The following is a 15,316-nucleotide window of genomic DNA, read 5'->3' on the forward strand; positions in this document are numbered from 1 at the left end:
ACTCTCTAATCGGCCGTTTTTTTAGACCAGGCAGAAAGTTTTATTTTGTTTTAGGCGCAATCTTTCCAATAACGAAAAGCAAACACTTTTAAATAGGTTTTTGTATATTTTTTCGTGGTTTTCCTATATTTTCAGATGTAATAATTGTAAACTGAGGATATGGTTTTGTAAGGAGTTGTATAAATGCAGTCATTACTTTTTTTCTTTCTTGAAAACATGGCGTTGATCATCGCATTGATGTATCTCGCTTTAAAAGCGAAGGAATTATTATTCCCCAACTTGACCGAATCAACGCTTTTATTGGCACTCAGTATTTTATTCATGGGATTTTTGACTTTTTCAGTGATGTATAATCCTTACATTCATGAAGGCATGCGGCTTGATTTAAGGGAAGTGCCCCTTTATTTCATTTCCTATATTGGCGGTTGGAAAGTAGGGATACTATCTGCAATCTTTCCATCTATATACCGCTATTCACTGGGCGGACCTACAGCGATAGCTGGAATTTTACAGACGGTGATTTTGCCGGTCATCATCGGCAGCCTGTTCCGCAATAAAAAAACAGTCAATAAATTTTTTGCCATTTTGGATATCAAAAAAATGCTTCTCGGTTTGTTGGTTTTCGAAGTCCTCAAATCAGTTTCGATGCTATTGACTACACCTTCAACTGTGCCGATCACCCTTTCAATGCTGTTTTTTGCCATGGTCGCTGTTTTGGCAATGGGCTTAATTGCGAACGGTGAAAATCACCATATACTTGTCCGCAAAGAACTGGAATTTTATTCTAATCAGGATCCCATGACACAACTGCCGAATATGCGCTTTTTTAAGAATAAAACGCAAACCTTGGTGTCCCAGTATGTACCCATCGCTATAGTTATGCTCGATGTCGATTATTTCAAAACTTATAATGATACGCATGGCCATCAAAAAGGCGATGCTGTGCTTCGGTCGATTGGCCAGCTGTTGAGGGACCATACACGAAAAAAAGATTATGTGGCACGGTATGGTGGGGAAGAATTCATTTTCTGCATCACGGATCCTTACGATGACAATGAAGTGATGAGGATCGCTGAAAAAGTCCGTGACCAAATTGAACAATATCACTTTGAAGGTGAAGAGCTCCAGCCTGAAGGCAAATTGACGGTATCCATGGGCGTATCTTTGAATTCCTATCATAAAACTTTGGACCAGCTGATTGATGAAGCTGATCAAGCTTTATATCAGTCCAAACGTGATGGCAGAAACCGAGTTACTGCTTTCGCAGAAAAAAAAGAAAAAGAAGTTGAAGAGGTATTTAATTAAAGACAGCTTCAGCAAGATGGCCGCATTGCATTTCAGCAACGGCTTTTTTTTATGAAATGAACTGTTGAAACGAAACATAGCAGGTTGCCAAACCGGGTAGAGGAGAGAAAGGCAAATCAATCAGTATGGAATGCGGGATGGGGGTGTATTGGTGGAACACGATATGCAACAAGGAATGGACAGTCTGGAAGCCATGGTCATTGTAGTGCTGTTTTTGGCATTTTTATTTTACCCATTAGCCGCTGCTTTAACGAGCCTGAAATTCAGGCCATGGCCGCTGTACCGCTGTTTTTTATGGGGCTTCGGTATTTTTTCTATTGCTCTGGTCATTACAGGTCCGCTGGCGGAATTTGCACAGGGAAATTTCGTTGGCCATATGTGGACCCATCTATTGCTTGGCATGCTGGCACCGCTCTTGTTGGTTCTTGCGATGCCGATGAAGCTGCTCTTGAGGTCGTTGCCTGTTCCATTAGCGAGAAAAGTATCCTGGCTACTGAAAAGCAAGCCATTTCAGCTGTTGAGCAATCCCATTACTGCGCTGATTCTAAATATTGGTGGGTTGTATGTATTATACCTGACCAGTTTGTTTGAATGGATGCACCAATCCTCAATTGTTTACCTGATCGTCCATCTACACGTATTTTTGGCGGGCTACCTGTTTACGGCATCCATCATTTACATCGATATTACAGCTCACCGACTCAGTTTTCTTTTCCGTTCAATTATTCTCATCGTCTCATTGGCCGCACACAAAATTTTGGCTAAAAGAATCTATGCAGATCCGCCGGCTGGTGTACCGGGAGATCAAGGGGAGGCAGGAGGGCAGGTGATGTACTATGGGGGCGATTTCGTCGAGTTGGTCCTCATCATCATTCTTTGCTACCAATGGTATAAAGCGACGGCACCTCGGAAAAGTGAGTCGGTGGAAGAAGGATAGCGGTAACGTTTCCCATGCTAATTAGGGCTTCACGGCCACTTCGGCTTTTCCTGGTGTCTAGCTCCAGCGGCCAGCTCCTCGGGTCATAAGCCACTCTGGCTGTGCGGCAAAGAGCGCCGCTTCGCCAGTGCGTCTTATGCCTGTCAGAGCTAAACGGCTGCCTTCGCTTTTCTTTTTTCCCCGGCAAAAGCTCTTGTTTTGGGTTAAACTAGAGGTAAGCGTTTGGATTCGAATAATCTGCACCATTACATAAAATCGAATGAATTTGAGCATCACCATTATTAGGAGGCAATTCATGAATAGTTATATTGTTATGCAAGGAGATACGTATCAGGAAGAATGTGCGGCGGGTATTCTTTGGACGCCGCAAGTCGACAAATCAGGCATGGTGCCCCATTCTTGGAACCGCATGCAGGAATTGAAAAAAGGCGATCTCGTCTTTCATTACGTCAAAGGATTTTTAGTGGCGATCAGCCGGGTACGGGAAGATTTCCATAAAGGCACAAAACCGAAGCAGGCAGATGAGCAGGGAGGCAGCGAACCTGCATTTATCGCACGCACAGCTTATCGCGAATTGGATGTTCCGTTATCGATCAAGGGGTCTTTTCAGGAAATCGAGCCGTTGCTGCCAACTAAATACTCGGCTTTTCAGGAAGATGCCAACGGCAATTCAGGCTATCTCTATCCCTGCAACGAAGAGCTGGCGATGAAATTTCTGGAATTGATCAGTTCTTTGAATGTTTTTACGTTGGAAATGGAGCAGTTGGAATTATCGATGGAAGTGATTAAAAAGACCGCGCATAATCCATTGCTTAGCCTGATCGCAGAAGCTGAACTGGAAATCAAAACGAAAATGCGCAGAGGCAAAGAGCAGTTCCGGGAAAGCCTGTTGCCGCTTTGGAACGGGGAATGTCCGATTTGCGGCATCGCCATTGAAGAGGTGCTGACAGCGACCCATGCGAAACCGTGGAAAGACAGTTCAGATTCAGAGCGTTTGGATCCGTTCAACGGCATTTTGCTTTGCGCCAACCATGCATCGCTTTATTCTGCAGGCTATATCGCATTCACCGGAGGCGGCCGCCTCCACATTTCAAGCCGTATTCCGGAGGAAGACTATCCAGTCTACAGATTGCGGAAAAACTTGAAGGTTCCCGTGTCAGCCGAGCATGCGCCTTATTTAAGATGGCATAAACGAATTGTTTTTGCAGAGCCAAGAAAAGTGAAATTGATGACAAACCAGGAATAATTGAATTTTGTTATGTCTTTGGTTGTCTGAACTGTGCTACACTGAAAACAAGTGAATAATCATGCAGAAAAAAGGTGCTGATTCGTCAGCATAACAGGGAACCCGGTTAGATTCCGGGGCTGTTTCCGCAACTGTAAGTGCGTATGAAATAAGAAAATGCCACTGTTCAAACGACCTATGTCAATTGAACGGGAAGGTTCTTAGAGTAAAACGATGCACAAGCCAGGAGACCTACCTTTTTTTGAACGTATTTTTACTCTTCGGAAGATAAGGGAATCATACGGCAACCTTTCTATTTTTGACTGCTGGAGTATGTCTCTGAATAGCTATGGCGCCGCCCTCTTTTTGAGGGCGGCTTTTTGTTGTTTTCGGGAGCGTTCAATGCAGTGATTTTCACCCACATAAAAAAAGAGGTGAAAAGATGAAGAAAGACATGCGTTACTTGTGTTATCCGTTTATGCGCGAATCAGCTGCGACCGTCGACTTTGAAATCAGAACGGATTCACTGACGACACGTATTGGCGAAGCGTTGTCGCTGGTAAAAGAAGTGGAGGCTGTTCAACGGGATCTGCAGATTCTCCAGCCAAAGGTTTATCATCTGAATGGTTCAGTCCGAGGGAAGCTAGCAGTTAATGAAGAAGATTTGAATGAGTTAAGTGCTATGTATGATTATTATGTAAACTTTATTGGTGAGAAAATCGGTAATTTTGTCTTGCCGCAAGGGACTCAAGCAGCTTGTGTGTTGCATGTATGCCGGAGCGAAGCGAAAAAATCTGTCCGTGCTTTGCATAAGGTCAGCCTGGAACGGGATGTACCGGAAATCCTCTTTGATTATGCAAATCTATTGGCGAACCTGCTGTTTACGATGGCTGTCTATGTCAATCAGCAGCAGGGAGTAGAAGAAATTCCGTTTATCAGCAAATCCTATCCAACTAGACCCAAAAAGAAAGAAGTGGCCAACAATTAATGAAAATTACTTATTTTAAATACCTATCCATTGGAGCATTAGCATTCACACTCACCGCATGCCAATCGGAAACATCCGACACAGAAACAGCAAGCGAATCTGAAAAGCAAACAAGTTATACGGTAACAGATGATTTGGATAACGAATTGAAATTTGAGGAAGTGCCTGCCACTGTCGTGTCATTAATACCGAGCAACACCGAAATCCTCTATGAAATCGGAGCAGGAGAAAAAATTATTGGCGCTACGGATTATGATAATTATCCAGCTGAAGCAGCTGAAGTTGAACGTGTGTCCGATTCTGTGGTTTTTAATGCAGAGCGCATCATTGAATTGGATCCAGATGTTGTCATCGGCTATTCAACAGGTGGGCCTACGGGCTACGAAGAATTAGAAGCTGCAGGCATCCAAGTTTTTGTTATCGAATCGGCTGAATCCTTTGAAGATGTCTACGGCGACATCGAACAGATTTCTACGGTCATGGGCCTTGAAGATAAAGGGGAAGCAGTAATTGGCTCCATCCAACAGCAAATTGAGGAAGTTCAGGAGAAAGTGTCCGACGTAGAAGAGAAAAGGCAACTGTATGTTGAAATCAGCCCATCTCCTGAAATCTACACCACCGGCCAAAAAACGTTCCAGCAGGAAATATTAGATCATGCCAATGTTGAAAACCTGTTCGGCGATCTGGAAGGATGGCCACAGATTTCTGAAGAAGAAGTCATTCAACGGAACCCGGAAATCATTGCGACAACAGTTTCTTACACGGAAAATCCCGTTGAAGAAATTAAAGCACGTGAAGGGTGGAACAGCATTGAAGCCGTTCAGAACGATCAGGTCTTTTTCCTGGATTCCGATATCACTTCACGTCCGGGACCAAGAATCGGCGATGCGGTTGAACTGGTAGCCAAAACCGTTTATCCGGAAGCATTTAAATAGAACAAAAAGATCCCCGCTCCTATTTTGCTGAGCGGGGACCTTTTTGTTCTATCGCTTAAACTAATACAACTGCTTTTCGAGTGCCTCTTGATTGATGCCGAATTCTTCTTTCAACACTTTCTTTTTTTCATCGGCCGACAGTTCCGTTTTATCTTTCTTGCCGTTTTCAGAGCGTGTCAGTTGGCTGCCGGACAATGTGATCCGGCCATCCGGCGTCGCACGTGTAACAAGATCGTCATGGGTGAAAGGGGAATCTTCTGAAACCTGGTTAAAGACACAGCCCTCATGAAAATCGGCCAATCGTTTTTCTTCTGTAGAAAACCGGTACAGCACTTTTTCTGTTTCATCATTTTCCCGGATCAAGTCATAATATACATCATCCACTTGTTCTACCCGGTAAGTGCCGCTGTGGTCGGTATGCCGTTCACCGCCAAGAGGGATGGGGCTGATGGTCGAATCTCCAAAACCTGCATCCACCAAGTAAAGCGTATCAAGCTCCACTAAGATGGCCGCGTGGGTGTCGGCTTTAGACCACGTGCCATCAGGTTTTTGAACAGTGGCGGAAATCAATTTCGCATCGAATCCCAACTCGTTCAACAGCCAGTGAAACAAGCCATTCAATTCATAGCAATAACCGCCGCGATGCTGAATAACTACTTTTTCATAAATGCTTTCAAGATTCAAGTAAATGGGCGTTCTACGGATGACATCCAAATTTTCGAATGGTATATTCTGCATATGCAAAGACTGAAGTTCTGCTAAATTTTGCAGGTAGTGCTCCTGTTCGGTTGATGCTTTAAAACGTTTGAGGTATTCATTTTTATTCATTATAGCTATTCATTCCTTTCCAGTGGGTTATTCCTATTGATTACAACTGCGTGAAGAATATTCAACCAAATCAATTCATTTGGTGTAAGAATTGCTGTGCCGTGGTATAGTGAATAAGAAGTTAAAATTTAAATGAATGCAAGTGAATTTATGGTATGGGAGTTACCTATTCACAAAAAAAGAAAGCAGGGTGATAGATTTGGTATCAACTACTGATGTTGCAAAACATGCAGGTGTTTCCCAGACGACTGTCTCACGTGTATTAAATAAACCGGATCAAGTAAAAAAAGAAACGTATGATAAAGTGATGGCTGCCGTTAATGAATTAAACTATTCAGTTGATGGAATCAAAGAAGCATTTCCCGCTGCGGCTAAAACCAATACAATTAGTGTGATAGCAGGAGCTGTGGATGATCCGATATTTATCGGCAGCGCTCCAGCGATCATCAGTTATGCAAAAAGACAAGGTTACCAAGTTGATATTCATTTCATAACCGATGAAAATGAAGGAGATGTCTATAAGACGGTCCTCTCCAGTAATGTGGCAGGGATGATTTTGGTATCGGTCTTGTTAGATAATGCGATTTATGAAGAAATGACCAATTCGAATGTGCCGTTTGTATTATTGAATTCCAGCTATTCAAATGCCAAACACTCGATTGGAGTGAATAATGTGGATGCCGGTTATCTGGCTGCAAGCCATCTTTTAAATGCCAATCATCAAGAAATTGCCTGGGTAGGCGGACCTTTGAAGAATCCTGCTTATAAAGAACGTTTTTTGGGGTTCATCCAGGCTCTTCAGGAAGCGAAAAGCAAAATCCGCAAAAAACGGTTGGTGATTTCCGCAACGGACAAAGCTTCCTTGCAAAAAGTGTATGAAGATCTTCAAGCTTTAAAGAAAAAACCGACCGCGATCGTTGCAGCAACAGATGAAATTGCCATACAGCTTTTGGATTTTTACCAGGAAGCGGGCTATCAAATTCCCACAGATATCAGTATTGTCGGCATCGGCAATTCGGAAATCGGCCGTCATTCAGCAATTGGGCTGACTTCTGTAGGAGCTGCGGACAGCATTGAGAATCTTGGACAGGAAACCGTCAAACGGTTGTTTGATATTCTGACGCTTAATCAGGACGACGCTTTTGATGTTAACAGGGAAGTCCAGTTATATGAACGGAGAACAGTTGCACAGCAGTAACGATTTTTATACCTCCAAAATGCAGCAAGGTGTTTCCGTAAGGCTACAATATAGTCTTACCCTAACAGGGAGATTGGTTAAACCGCAATGAGAAGAGCTGCACCGGTATAATACGCCGGCGCAGCTCTTTTTCAATTGTTCATCATTTATTTCATTTCTTTATGTGTAAATGGACATTTTCCTTGAATCGGTTCACTGTCGTCTCCGATGAAAAACTGTTTCCATTCGTTGTGCTCGGGATCACCGAAATGGCTGATGTCGGGATGCGTCGGCAAGTGGTCCCAGGCTTCAACGCGCTGACGTACTTTGTCGCGTGACATGACGCCGCCTTTTTCGGTTCCTTTCAGTCCTTCGAAGATGCGGCGTGGCTGGAATCCAAGAACCATGGCGTTTCCAAGGTCGCGTGTTTTTCGCTGCTTATATGCAGGGGTGTTTCCAAAGATGAAGATCGGCTCTCCTTGGAATGTGAAATCCCATAAATAATGGGACGGATCCCGCGGAGCATCTTTGGGCCATTCCATTTCATCTTCATCGTGCAAATACTGAAGAATATCCCAGAATTGCTGGCGGTAGGTTTCCAGTGAACCTTCTTCCTTGAAAGGTTCAACAAAAACGAATAAACCATGGCGCTTGTGTTTTGGATCGTTGAATAAAGTCAGGAATGATTCAACCGCAGCAGGCAAATTGCTCCAATCGCCTTGTGTGATATAAGCGTAGCGCAATTCGCCTTTCAATTCTCCGCTCATTCCAAAATAACAAGGAAAGGTTTTGTCCGTTACGGTTTCATGAAACGTCTTGTATTCGGCCAATAGCCATTCAGGCAAGTCCGTTCGTGCTGTAAAATCTTCTTTCGTCAATAAAGCTGAGCTTGTGCTTATCATCCATTGTTCCTCCATATGCATAAAATAACGTCTCTTTTCTACTTCCCTAAGAAGTGGGGGGCAAAACAAAAACGGCTGAGAAACTCTCAGCCGTTCGAATTGTTTATTCAGAAAGCGCCCGATCCGCCTCCGCCTCCACCAACACCTCCGCCGCCAGTTGCGGAGACGGTGCTGCTTGCTGAAGCTCCGGTATTAGATGTGGCAGCAAAGAAAACACCCGTCAACAACACCGGGTTATAGAACACCCCGAAATCTGCAAATGCCGTTTCGCTATAGGCATTGGTGAAGCTTTGCGTTTTCTGGTTTGCCGATTTTTCATCCGCACCTAGAATATAAGCATAAGCACGCATTTTTTCATCCTGAGTCAACTGTTCCCATTGCGATTGGTCCAGCTGTTCCATTGCTGTTCGAAGTTGTTTCCATTCAGCACGGATGACATGGCCATCATACGTGATCGGCGAATAGAAACAGAAAGCGACAAAACCGATGCCGATGAGGAGGGAAAAGAACATCAGCGGCAACAGGTCCAGTATTCCGAAAACGACTGCGACCGCAAAGAGGGCCAGGCCAATTATACCGACTGTCCAGCGCAGCCCTTTGTGTTTGCTGTACAAATCATGCTGTTTAACTTCCTCGGCAACTTCCTGCTGCCAGACGGTGACGGATTCGTTATAGGAAGAGTGGTTCAATTCATTCTTCGTGTATTCTTCCAAGTTCTTGATGCTGAAGTATTCGCTATCACCCACTTTGTCGAACAGCAAGTCAATCAATGTAGATTCATGGGCGAATTCTGTATTCCGGTCAATCAGTCGGAATTGTTCTTCTGAAAGCTGTTCCACATTCTGTTTGCGCACTAATTCCATCAAGGCGGCTGCCGTGACAGCGGGCGTCAGAATAGAGGACTTGGTAAAATACAATGTGGCCGGAATGCTCATTTTCTGTTTAGGCACAAAGAAAGTCTTGGCATCCGGTTTTGCCTGCTGTTTGGCTTTCCGTGCACGATTCCATCCCCAGGCAGTCAGCGCCAGCAATAATGCGCCTGCCGCCGGAATTAATCCATTGCCGATGGAAGCGCCGGTGTCCTGCCTTGCCGCAAAAACGGCAGCTTCTTCTTCCAGAAGCTCTTTTTCCTCAGCCAGCTTTTCTCGTATGGATCCATCTTGTTGAGGCAAGGCGGGGAACAGTGCTGCATCAAAGACGACACGGATATCCCCATTTGAGCCTTCCGGAACTTGCCCCATATCAAAGCGGACCGCACCATCCGTTTGCAGGCTGCCTGCCCCGTAAGCTTCGTCGTATCCTGTAAAATCCGTATTTTCCGAAGGGGCAGGAGGGAAGAGCGTAATCGTCATCTGTTCATAATCGCTTTCATTGCGTTCATCGAAAAACGGCCAGTAGAACTCAGCGCCGTCTTCGAACTTTTCCACAGCGTCCTGGATTTCGTAGCGCAATTCGATGGTAACGGTTTCGTCGTCGCCTTCACGGAAGACCTTATACAGATGTCCGTCGCGCTCGACGTTCAATTCCTTGCCGTTTTCAAAGCCGCTGAATTTCTGGATCGATGTCCCATCTTTTGGCACAATTTCCCGCGTAATGCCGTTAAAATCGCCCTCGAATTCATAAGTATGGCTTTCCGTCACATCTACCGTTCCGTCTGCGTTTACTTGCGCATTGATGTCCACATCAGAAATCGAGTAGTCGACAGCCAACGCCTGGACTGGAAACAAAGCGAAAACCAGTAACATGATGACTATCATCATCGGTTTTGTTCTGAACATTTCCATCACCTCTTTCTATATTTACGGGGCGCCCAACCAAAAGTTTCAGAAAGATCATTCAGCGGAGCACGCCATGAGGCAAAATAGCGTGAACGCCTTTGACGTCGTTGACGACTTGTGTGACATGCAAATCAACGGCTACACTTGATAAGGCTGTGGCTTCGGTGCGTGAAATGCCATAAAACTGTTCCATATACGACACCATTTCAGCCAAGGCAACGGCCGCTGCTTCGTTGAGGTCTTCATGGAATCCGAATGTGATCCATCCGGCAGGCGTATGGGCACGTGGCATAGACAACTGCATATCTTCATGCAGGATTAAGGTAATATCAACCATGTCCATCGGGCATTCGATTGCCGTTCCGGAACTTTCGCCGTCACCTTGAAGCGCATGGCCGTCCCCGAGTGAAAGGAGAGCACCTTCCACGGAGACCGGAAGAAACAGGCTGCTGCCGCGCACCAACTCTTTGCAATCGATATTGCCGCCGAAATAGGCAGGGGGTTTTGTCGGGAAAGTTCCTGCTTCTTTCGGGGCTAAGCCCATAAGCCCAAGGAAAGGAGACAAGCCGACATTGAATTCCTGGCCGCCAAGTCTGCAGCTTCCAGTCATCCTGGCTGCATCCAGTTTCCAATCCACCTGCAGCCGTTCGCTGTTGGTGATGGCCAGTTTATCGTTCTGCCAAGCCGGTATGCCGCCTGCCCAATTGCGCCCGTACCAGCCAGGCATCAACTGATTGATGCGGACTTCAAGCACCATTCCCGGTTTGGCACCGGCAACTGCGATGGGGCCGATGATCGGATGGGCCAGTTTTTTTTCGTTTTCGCGTGAAGTGAAAATCGTCCGTTCTTCAGTTTCAGCTGACGAATAACCCCATTCGATATCAAGGGTCTTCAACTGGATAGAATCTCCTGACTGGACTGTGAGGATAGGTTTATAGCTTTTATTAAATGAAGAATGAAAGTGATTGGAATCGAGCGGTATTTGATGGATCATCGGTTAGCCCCTTTCGATAGAACGAATTTTCTGTCTACTCAGTCATTATACCAATGTTTGCTTCCGTGCATCTAAACCGGCTATCGAATTTGCTGATATAGAGTCGACAAGGCTTCCAAACAAAAAAACGGCTAAAGCTTTTAAGCTTTAGCCGCAGATGATGTAATACCTTAAAATCGATTCCATTCATCCAAGACGTCCCCGATTTGCCGGTTGTTGATGACCAGGTCTGCATAGCCATCAAGCGGTGTGGCTTCCTGATTGACAATGACCAATTTTGCACCATGCTCTTTGGCGATGAGCGGGAACTGGTTGGCCGGGGTGACGGACAGCGAAGAACCGAGAACGATGAATAACTCTGCCCGGCTTGCTTCAGCAAATGCCATTTCAAATGGCGCTTCCGGCAGCATTTCCCCGAACAGCACAACGGACGGGCGCAAAATGCCGCCACAACTGCAATGATATGACCCGTCCAGAAAATCTTCGCTGCTGTATGACATACCGCATGCTTGGCAATGGACTTTCTGGAGTGTGCCATGAAGTTCTGCAACCTTGTGGCTGCCTGCTTGTTGGTGAAACCCATCGACATTTTGAGTGATGATTGAATGGATGCGGCTCCGTTTTTCCCATTCGGCTAAAATCTGGTGGCCCGCATGCGGCTCATATTCTTTTACGCCAAGCACGCGTTTTCGGTAAAAATCGATGAATTCCTCGACATTATCATTCAATGCCTGGACGCTGGCCACTCGGCTTGGGTCTTTTTGTTGCCATAAACCCTGATTCGCTGAACGGAAGTCAGGCAGTCCGCTTTCTGTCGACATGCCGGCTCCGGTAAAGACCACGGTATGGGTTGATGTTTGTATCCAGTCTGAAATCATTTGACTCACTCCTTTGATAAAACCTCTTTCACTGTTTTGGCCAGGGTCGTGCATCTGCCTCGATGACCCCCAGTAATTTTCTTCGGCGCTCTTCAAGTTTTTCATATGCTTTTTTATAGTCCTTTTCCGGCAAGATAGGGATTCCTGCTTCTTGAAGAAACGGCAAGTCCGGCAAAGGCGGTACCTGTTTTGAAGGCCTGTAAAAAGACTTATTGAGCGTTTCCAGGTAATGCTGGATACTGGAACGCGATTCTTTCATCAAGAGACTGTTAGGATGATGTTGATCAGGTACAGCGAATTTCATGACGCTGAGTGCTTCATCGAAAACGGCGACCGCTGTAGGCATTGAGGATTCGTTGCTGGCAGCATGATAATAATGCAGCACGGGATAAGCAATATGCTGTGAAGTCAACGAACTCAATTGTTCTGAATAGGTGTCCAACAACGAATCGATATTGTGGAAATCACTGCCATTCCATGCGTTTGCAACAAGCTCTTCGGGCGTCTCGCCGATGCCGTGGATGCTGGCAGCAAAAGACCGTTTCACAGTGACTGCACTCAAAATGGAAATCAAATATGTGACGCCGAATGTAATAAACAGCATACCCGTACCGGTGGCCAGTACAGAGACGATTTGCCACATGCCTTCATTCGGACTGAAATCACCATTGCCCAATGTGAAAATCAAATAACCGGCATAATAAATGCGATCAAACCAGGAAATCGGGTCATTGCCGTGTGAAGGGGAAATAGATCCGTCCAATCCGGCGAAAACCAATGTCCAGCCGACCCACAGCATGCCGATCCACATTGCCAAAGTGGCACTTAAAATGAAAGGGCCTGCCAAACTCAAGGATTTTGAATGCCCAGCGGCTAATTTCCTGAAGGATTTCCAAATGAGTGAAGAAAACCAATCGGTAACCGGTCCTGCACCGCCATCAATCCATAAAGTGGTCCAAATAAAATCAACAATGCATACGATAATCAGCAGAATTCCGATAACTAAATATAGGATATCCAAAAAAGCCCTCCTTCGAAAAATCAGTCATGAATAGGGAGAATACAAGTTTGTTTTTATGATAAAGCTTGCGGTTAAAAATGTAAAAAAATCCACTTTCACTGAAGGCTTGTATACGGCCTCACAAGCAAAAATATGTTAAAATAAGAGAGATAAACAGCAAGAAAGGACGTGCAGCAGATTGAGTAAATTTCGATCAGGTGCCTTGTCTAGAGCACCTTTTTTCGCTTCAAAAAAACAAAATACAGCTCTTGATATAGAAAATATCGTCATCTTAGGTGATTCTGTAGCCTATGGCTACGGCACAAAAGGCGGCATCACAAATCATTTGAAGGAAACCTTTCCCGCAAGCCGCATCACTAATTTGGGCATCAACGGGCTGACAAGCAGCGGGTTGGTCCAGAAAATGCAAACGGGTTCCTGGCAAAAACCGCTCCAACAAGCAGATCTCGTGTTGCTGAATATTGGAGGCAACGATTTGCTTCGCGGATTCCGGGACGGTGGGGCTAAAGGGTTGGTTCGCCAATTCGCCATATTGAAACGCACGTACCGCCAAAATTTGCTTGAAATCTATGCGATGCTTCGCAAAGCCAATGATGGAGTCATCATTGTCCAAAACAATCTGTACAACTCGATGAAAAAGGAAGTGCAGTATTTCGGCTTCACCAATTTGCTGTTCCGGATCTGGAACACGGCCATCGGTGAAAAAGGCGTCATCGTCTCCAAAACAAATGCAATGGGCAAAAATCCTGCCATTTGGCTGGATTCGATTCACCCGAACGAAGATGGCTATAAACTTATGCATGAATTGCTGCTGCAAACTTTGTCCACGACCGGATTTTCAATTCATCCTTCAAAAAAATAAAACACAGGGTTTTCCTGTGTTTTTTATTTTGCCTGAAAGCATTGATGGATTCTGTTGTCTTGAAGATAATAAAGGCAGCCATCAATTTAGAGAAAGGGAGGGGAAGAATGAATAACAACAGATTTTATGCATTACTGGCAGTCTTCATGCTTCTGCTATTCGGATGCAGTGAAGAAAATAAGAAAGTTGAGGAGGAAGGGCAGTTGAAAAAAATTGAAGGATACTGGGAAGGGACGATTCAAGTCCCCAATCAGCCATTGCCGATTTCGGTGACATTTGATTCACAAAACGGTGCCATTTCAATTCCTGTACAAGGAGTAAGTGATTTCCCGTTGACGGCGATTGATTTTACGGATCCAGATCTCCACTTCGAGATGAATATACAAAACCAGCAGTTAGTCTTTGAAGGAGCATTCAATGGGGACACCATTTCCGGCTTATTTACTCAGCAAGGGCAAACTTTCCCTTTTGAACTGTCAAAAGCTGCTGATGTTGCTGAACAAGAGCTTGGCACACCGGTTGAGATAGCAGTCGAAGGCGGCAGCATGACTGCGAGGGTTCTGACACCTGAGGGCAACGGGCCGTTTCCGGTCATGCTGATGCTGTCGGGTTCCGGACCGACTGATAAGAATGGCAATTCCATGGTTGTTCCAGGGAAAAACAATGGCTTGAAGATGATGGCGGAAGAATTGGCGCAGCAGGGAATTGCCACAATCCGTTATGACAAACGCGGAGTCGGCGACAATATCGGACTGCTTGTCGAAGAAGAAGATCTGCGGTTCGATGATTATATCGAAGATGCTTCTGCATGGATTGGCTACGCGCAATCTCAAGACGTGTTCTCTTCTGTTGGAGTCATCGGCCACAGCGAAGGTTCGTTGATCGGGATGATCGCCGCCGAACGGCACCAGGCTGCTTCGTTCATTTCTCTAGCGGGTGTTGGCCGTCCTGCCGATGAAATCCTGATGGAACAGTTAACAGCCCAGTTGCCGGAAAACCTCCTGGATGAGGCGAAAGCAATCGTCAGTAAATTGAAAGACGGACAGACCGTGGCACAAGTCAGTCCGGAACTGGCGAGTGTTTTCCGTCCATCTGTCCAGCCGTACCTGATCTCCTGGATGGCATATGACCCGCAGGCAGAAGTGGCAAAGCTTGAAACACCGGTGTTCGTTGTCGGGGGAACTACCGATTTGCAGGTGCCGGTCAGAGACGCAGAGCTGCTTTATGCGGCCAGTAAAGACGGTGACCTGCTCATTGTCGACGGCATGAACCACGTACTGAAAAATGCCTCTGCCGACCCCGAGGAAAACATGGCAAGCTATGGAAATCCTGATTTGCCCTTGGCGGATGGCTTGATGGCGGGAATAATTGAATTTATGAAGTGAGTTTGAAACGCCTTCCGTGATTTGGAAGGCGTTTTTTTCTTTACTCTTATAGAAGCGTAAAGATCTTTCAAAAATCTCCAATAAAGATTGACTATTTGGAA

The 15,316-nt window shown here is 45.5% G+C and carries 14 protein-coding genes and 1 riboswitch; of the genes, 8 read left to right on the forward strand and 6 right to left on the reverse strand.

The features are described 5' to 3' along the window. Positions 1-183 precede the first annotated feature (183 nt). The 5 genes from QMA04_RS07025 (at position 184) to QMA04_RS07045 (ending at position 5,390) form a co-directional block, all read left to right on the forward strand. Positions 184-1,305, forward strand: coding sequence for a GGDEF domain-containing protein (locus QMA04_RS07025; protein ID WP_191715647.1), 1,122 nt, complete (start codon positions 184-186; stop codon positions 1,303-1,305). Between the two features lie 151 nt (positions 1,306-1,456). Continuing rightward, positions 1,457-2,242: a cytochrome c oxidase assembly protein gene (locus QMA04_RS07030; RefSeq protein WP_290184763.1), complete on the forward strand. Its 786-nt coding sequence runs from the start codon at positions 1,457-1,459 to the stop codon at positions 2,240-2,242. A 295-nt stretch (positions 2,243-2,537) separates the two neighbouring features. Further along, a complete protein-coding gene (locus QMA04_RS07035) occupies positions 2,538-3,488 on the forward strand; it encodes an HNH endonuclease (RefSeq protein ID WP_290184765.1) in 951 nt (316 codons plus the stop codon). Positions 3,489-3,542: 54 nt separating this feature from the next. Then, positions 3,543-3,741, forward strand: a riboswitch (cobalamin riboswitch). A 168-nt stretch (positions 3,742-3,909) separates the two neighbouring features. Next, entirely contained in the window at positions 3,910-4,455 is a 546-nt protein-coding gene (locus QMA04_RS07040; RefSeq protein WP_290184767.1) for a hypothetical protein, read from the forward strand. Then, positions 4,455-5,390: an ABC transporter substrate-binding protein gene (locus QMA04_RS07045; RefSeq protein WP_290184769.1), complete on the forward strand. Its 936-nt coding sequence runs from the start codon at positions 4,455-4,457 to the stop codon at positions 5,388-5,390. The genes QMA04_RS07040 and QMA04_RS07045 overlap by 1 nt, the downstream gene beginning before the upstream one ends. A 60-nt stretch (positions 5,391-5,450) precedes the next feature. Here QMA04_RS07045 and QMA04_RS07050 read toward each other — a convergent pair whose 3' ends face one another. Beyond that, positions 5,451-6,218 (reverse strand): arylamine N-acetyltransferase family protein, encoded by a 768-nt coding sequence (locus tag QMA04_RS07050; RefSeq protein ID WP_290184771.1) that lies wholly within the window; start codon positions 6,216-6,218, stop codon positions 5,451-5,453. Positions 6,219-6,408: 190 nt separating this feature from the next. On the opposite strand from QMA04_RS07050, the gene QMA04_RS07055 reads away from it, so the two are divergent. After that, entirely contained in the window at positions 6,409-7,416 is a 1,008-nt protein-coding gene (locus QMA04_RS07055) for a LacI family DNA-binding transcriptional regulator (RefSeq protein WP_290184773.1), read from the forward strand. 146 nt (positions 7,417-7,562) lie between these two features. Here the strand turns inward: QMA04_RS07055 and QMA04_RS07060 are convergent, their stop codons facing one another. From QMA04_RS07060 to QMA04_RS07080, 5 genes are all read right to left on the reverse strand, one after another. Further along, positions 7,563-8,297: a YqcI/YcgG family protein gene (locus QMA04_RS07060; RefSeq protein WP_290184775.1), complete on the reverse strand. Its 735-nt coding sequence runs from the start codon at positions 8,295-8,297 to the stop codon at positions 7,563-7,565. Positions 8,298-8,404: 107 nt separating this feature from the next. Then, complete coding sequence (locus QMA04_RS07065; protein WP_290184776.1) at positions 8,405-10,075, reverse strand: DUF2207 domain-containing protein; 1,671 nt, start codon at positions 10,073-10,075, stop codon at positions 8,405-8,407. 58 nt (positions 10,076-10,133) lie between these two features. After that, positions 10,134-11,069 (reverse strand): acetamidase/formamidase family protein, encoded by a 936-nt coding sequence (locus tag QMA04_RS07070; protein ID WP_290184777.1) that lies wholly within the window; start codon positions 11,067-11,069, stop codon positions 10,134-10,136. A gap of 170 nt (positions 11,070-11,239) precedes the next feature. Continuing rightward, positions 11,240-11,947 carry an NAD-dependent deacylase gene (locus QMA04_RS07075; protein WP_191715657.1) on the reverse strand — a complete coding sequence of 236 codons (708 nt, stop codon included), beginning with the start codon at positions 11,945-11,947 and terminating at the stop codon, positions 11,240-11,242. A 28-nt stretch (positions 11,948-11,975) separates the two neighbouring features. Further along, entirely contained in the window at positions 11,976-12,968 is a 993-nt protein-coding gene (locus tag QMA04_RS07080; protein WP_191715658.1) for a potassium channel family protein, read from the reverse strand. A 178-nt stretch (positions 12,969-13,146) separates the two neighbouring features. On the opposite strand from QMA04_RS07080, the gene QMA04_RS07085 reads away from it, so the two are divergent. Further along, positions 13,147-13,830, forward strand: coding sequence for an SGNH/GDSL hydrolase family protein (locus QMA04_RS07085; protein WP_191715659.1), 684 nt, complete (start codon positions 13,147-13,149; stop codon positions 13,828-13,830). A gap of 107 nt (positions 13,831-13,937) precedes the next feature. Then, the gene (locus tag QMA04_RS07090; RefSeq protein ID WP_290184780.1) at positions 13,938-15,215 is read left to right on the forward strand and encodes an alpha/beta hydrolase; all 1,278 of its coding nucleotides are present in this window, start codon (positions 13,938-13,940) and stop codon (positions 15,213-15,215) included. The last annotated feature ends 101 nt before the right edge of the window (positions 15,216-15,316 follow it).

The sequence above is a fragment of the Planococcus sp. APC 3900 genome, assembly GCF_030407735.1.
Lineage (GTDB): Bacteria > Bacillota > Bacilli > Bacillales_A > Planococcaceae > Planococcus > Planococcus notacanthi.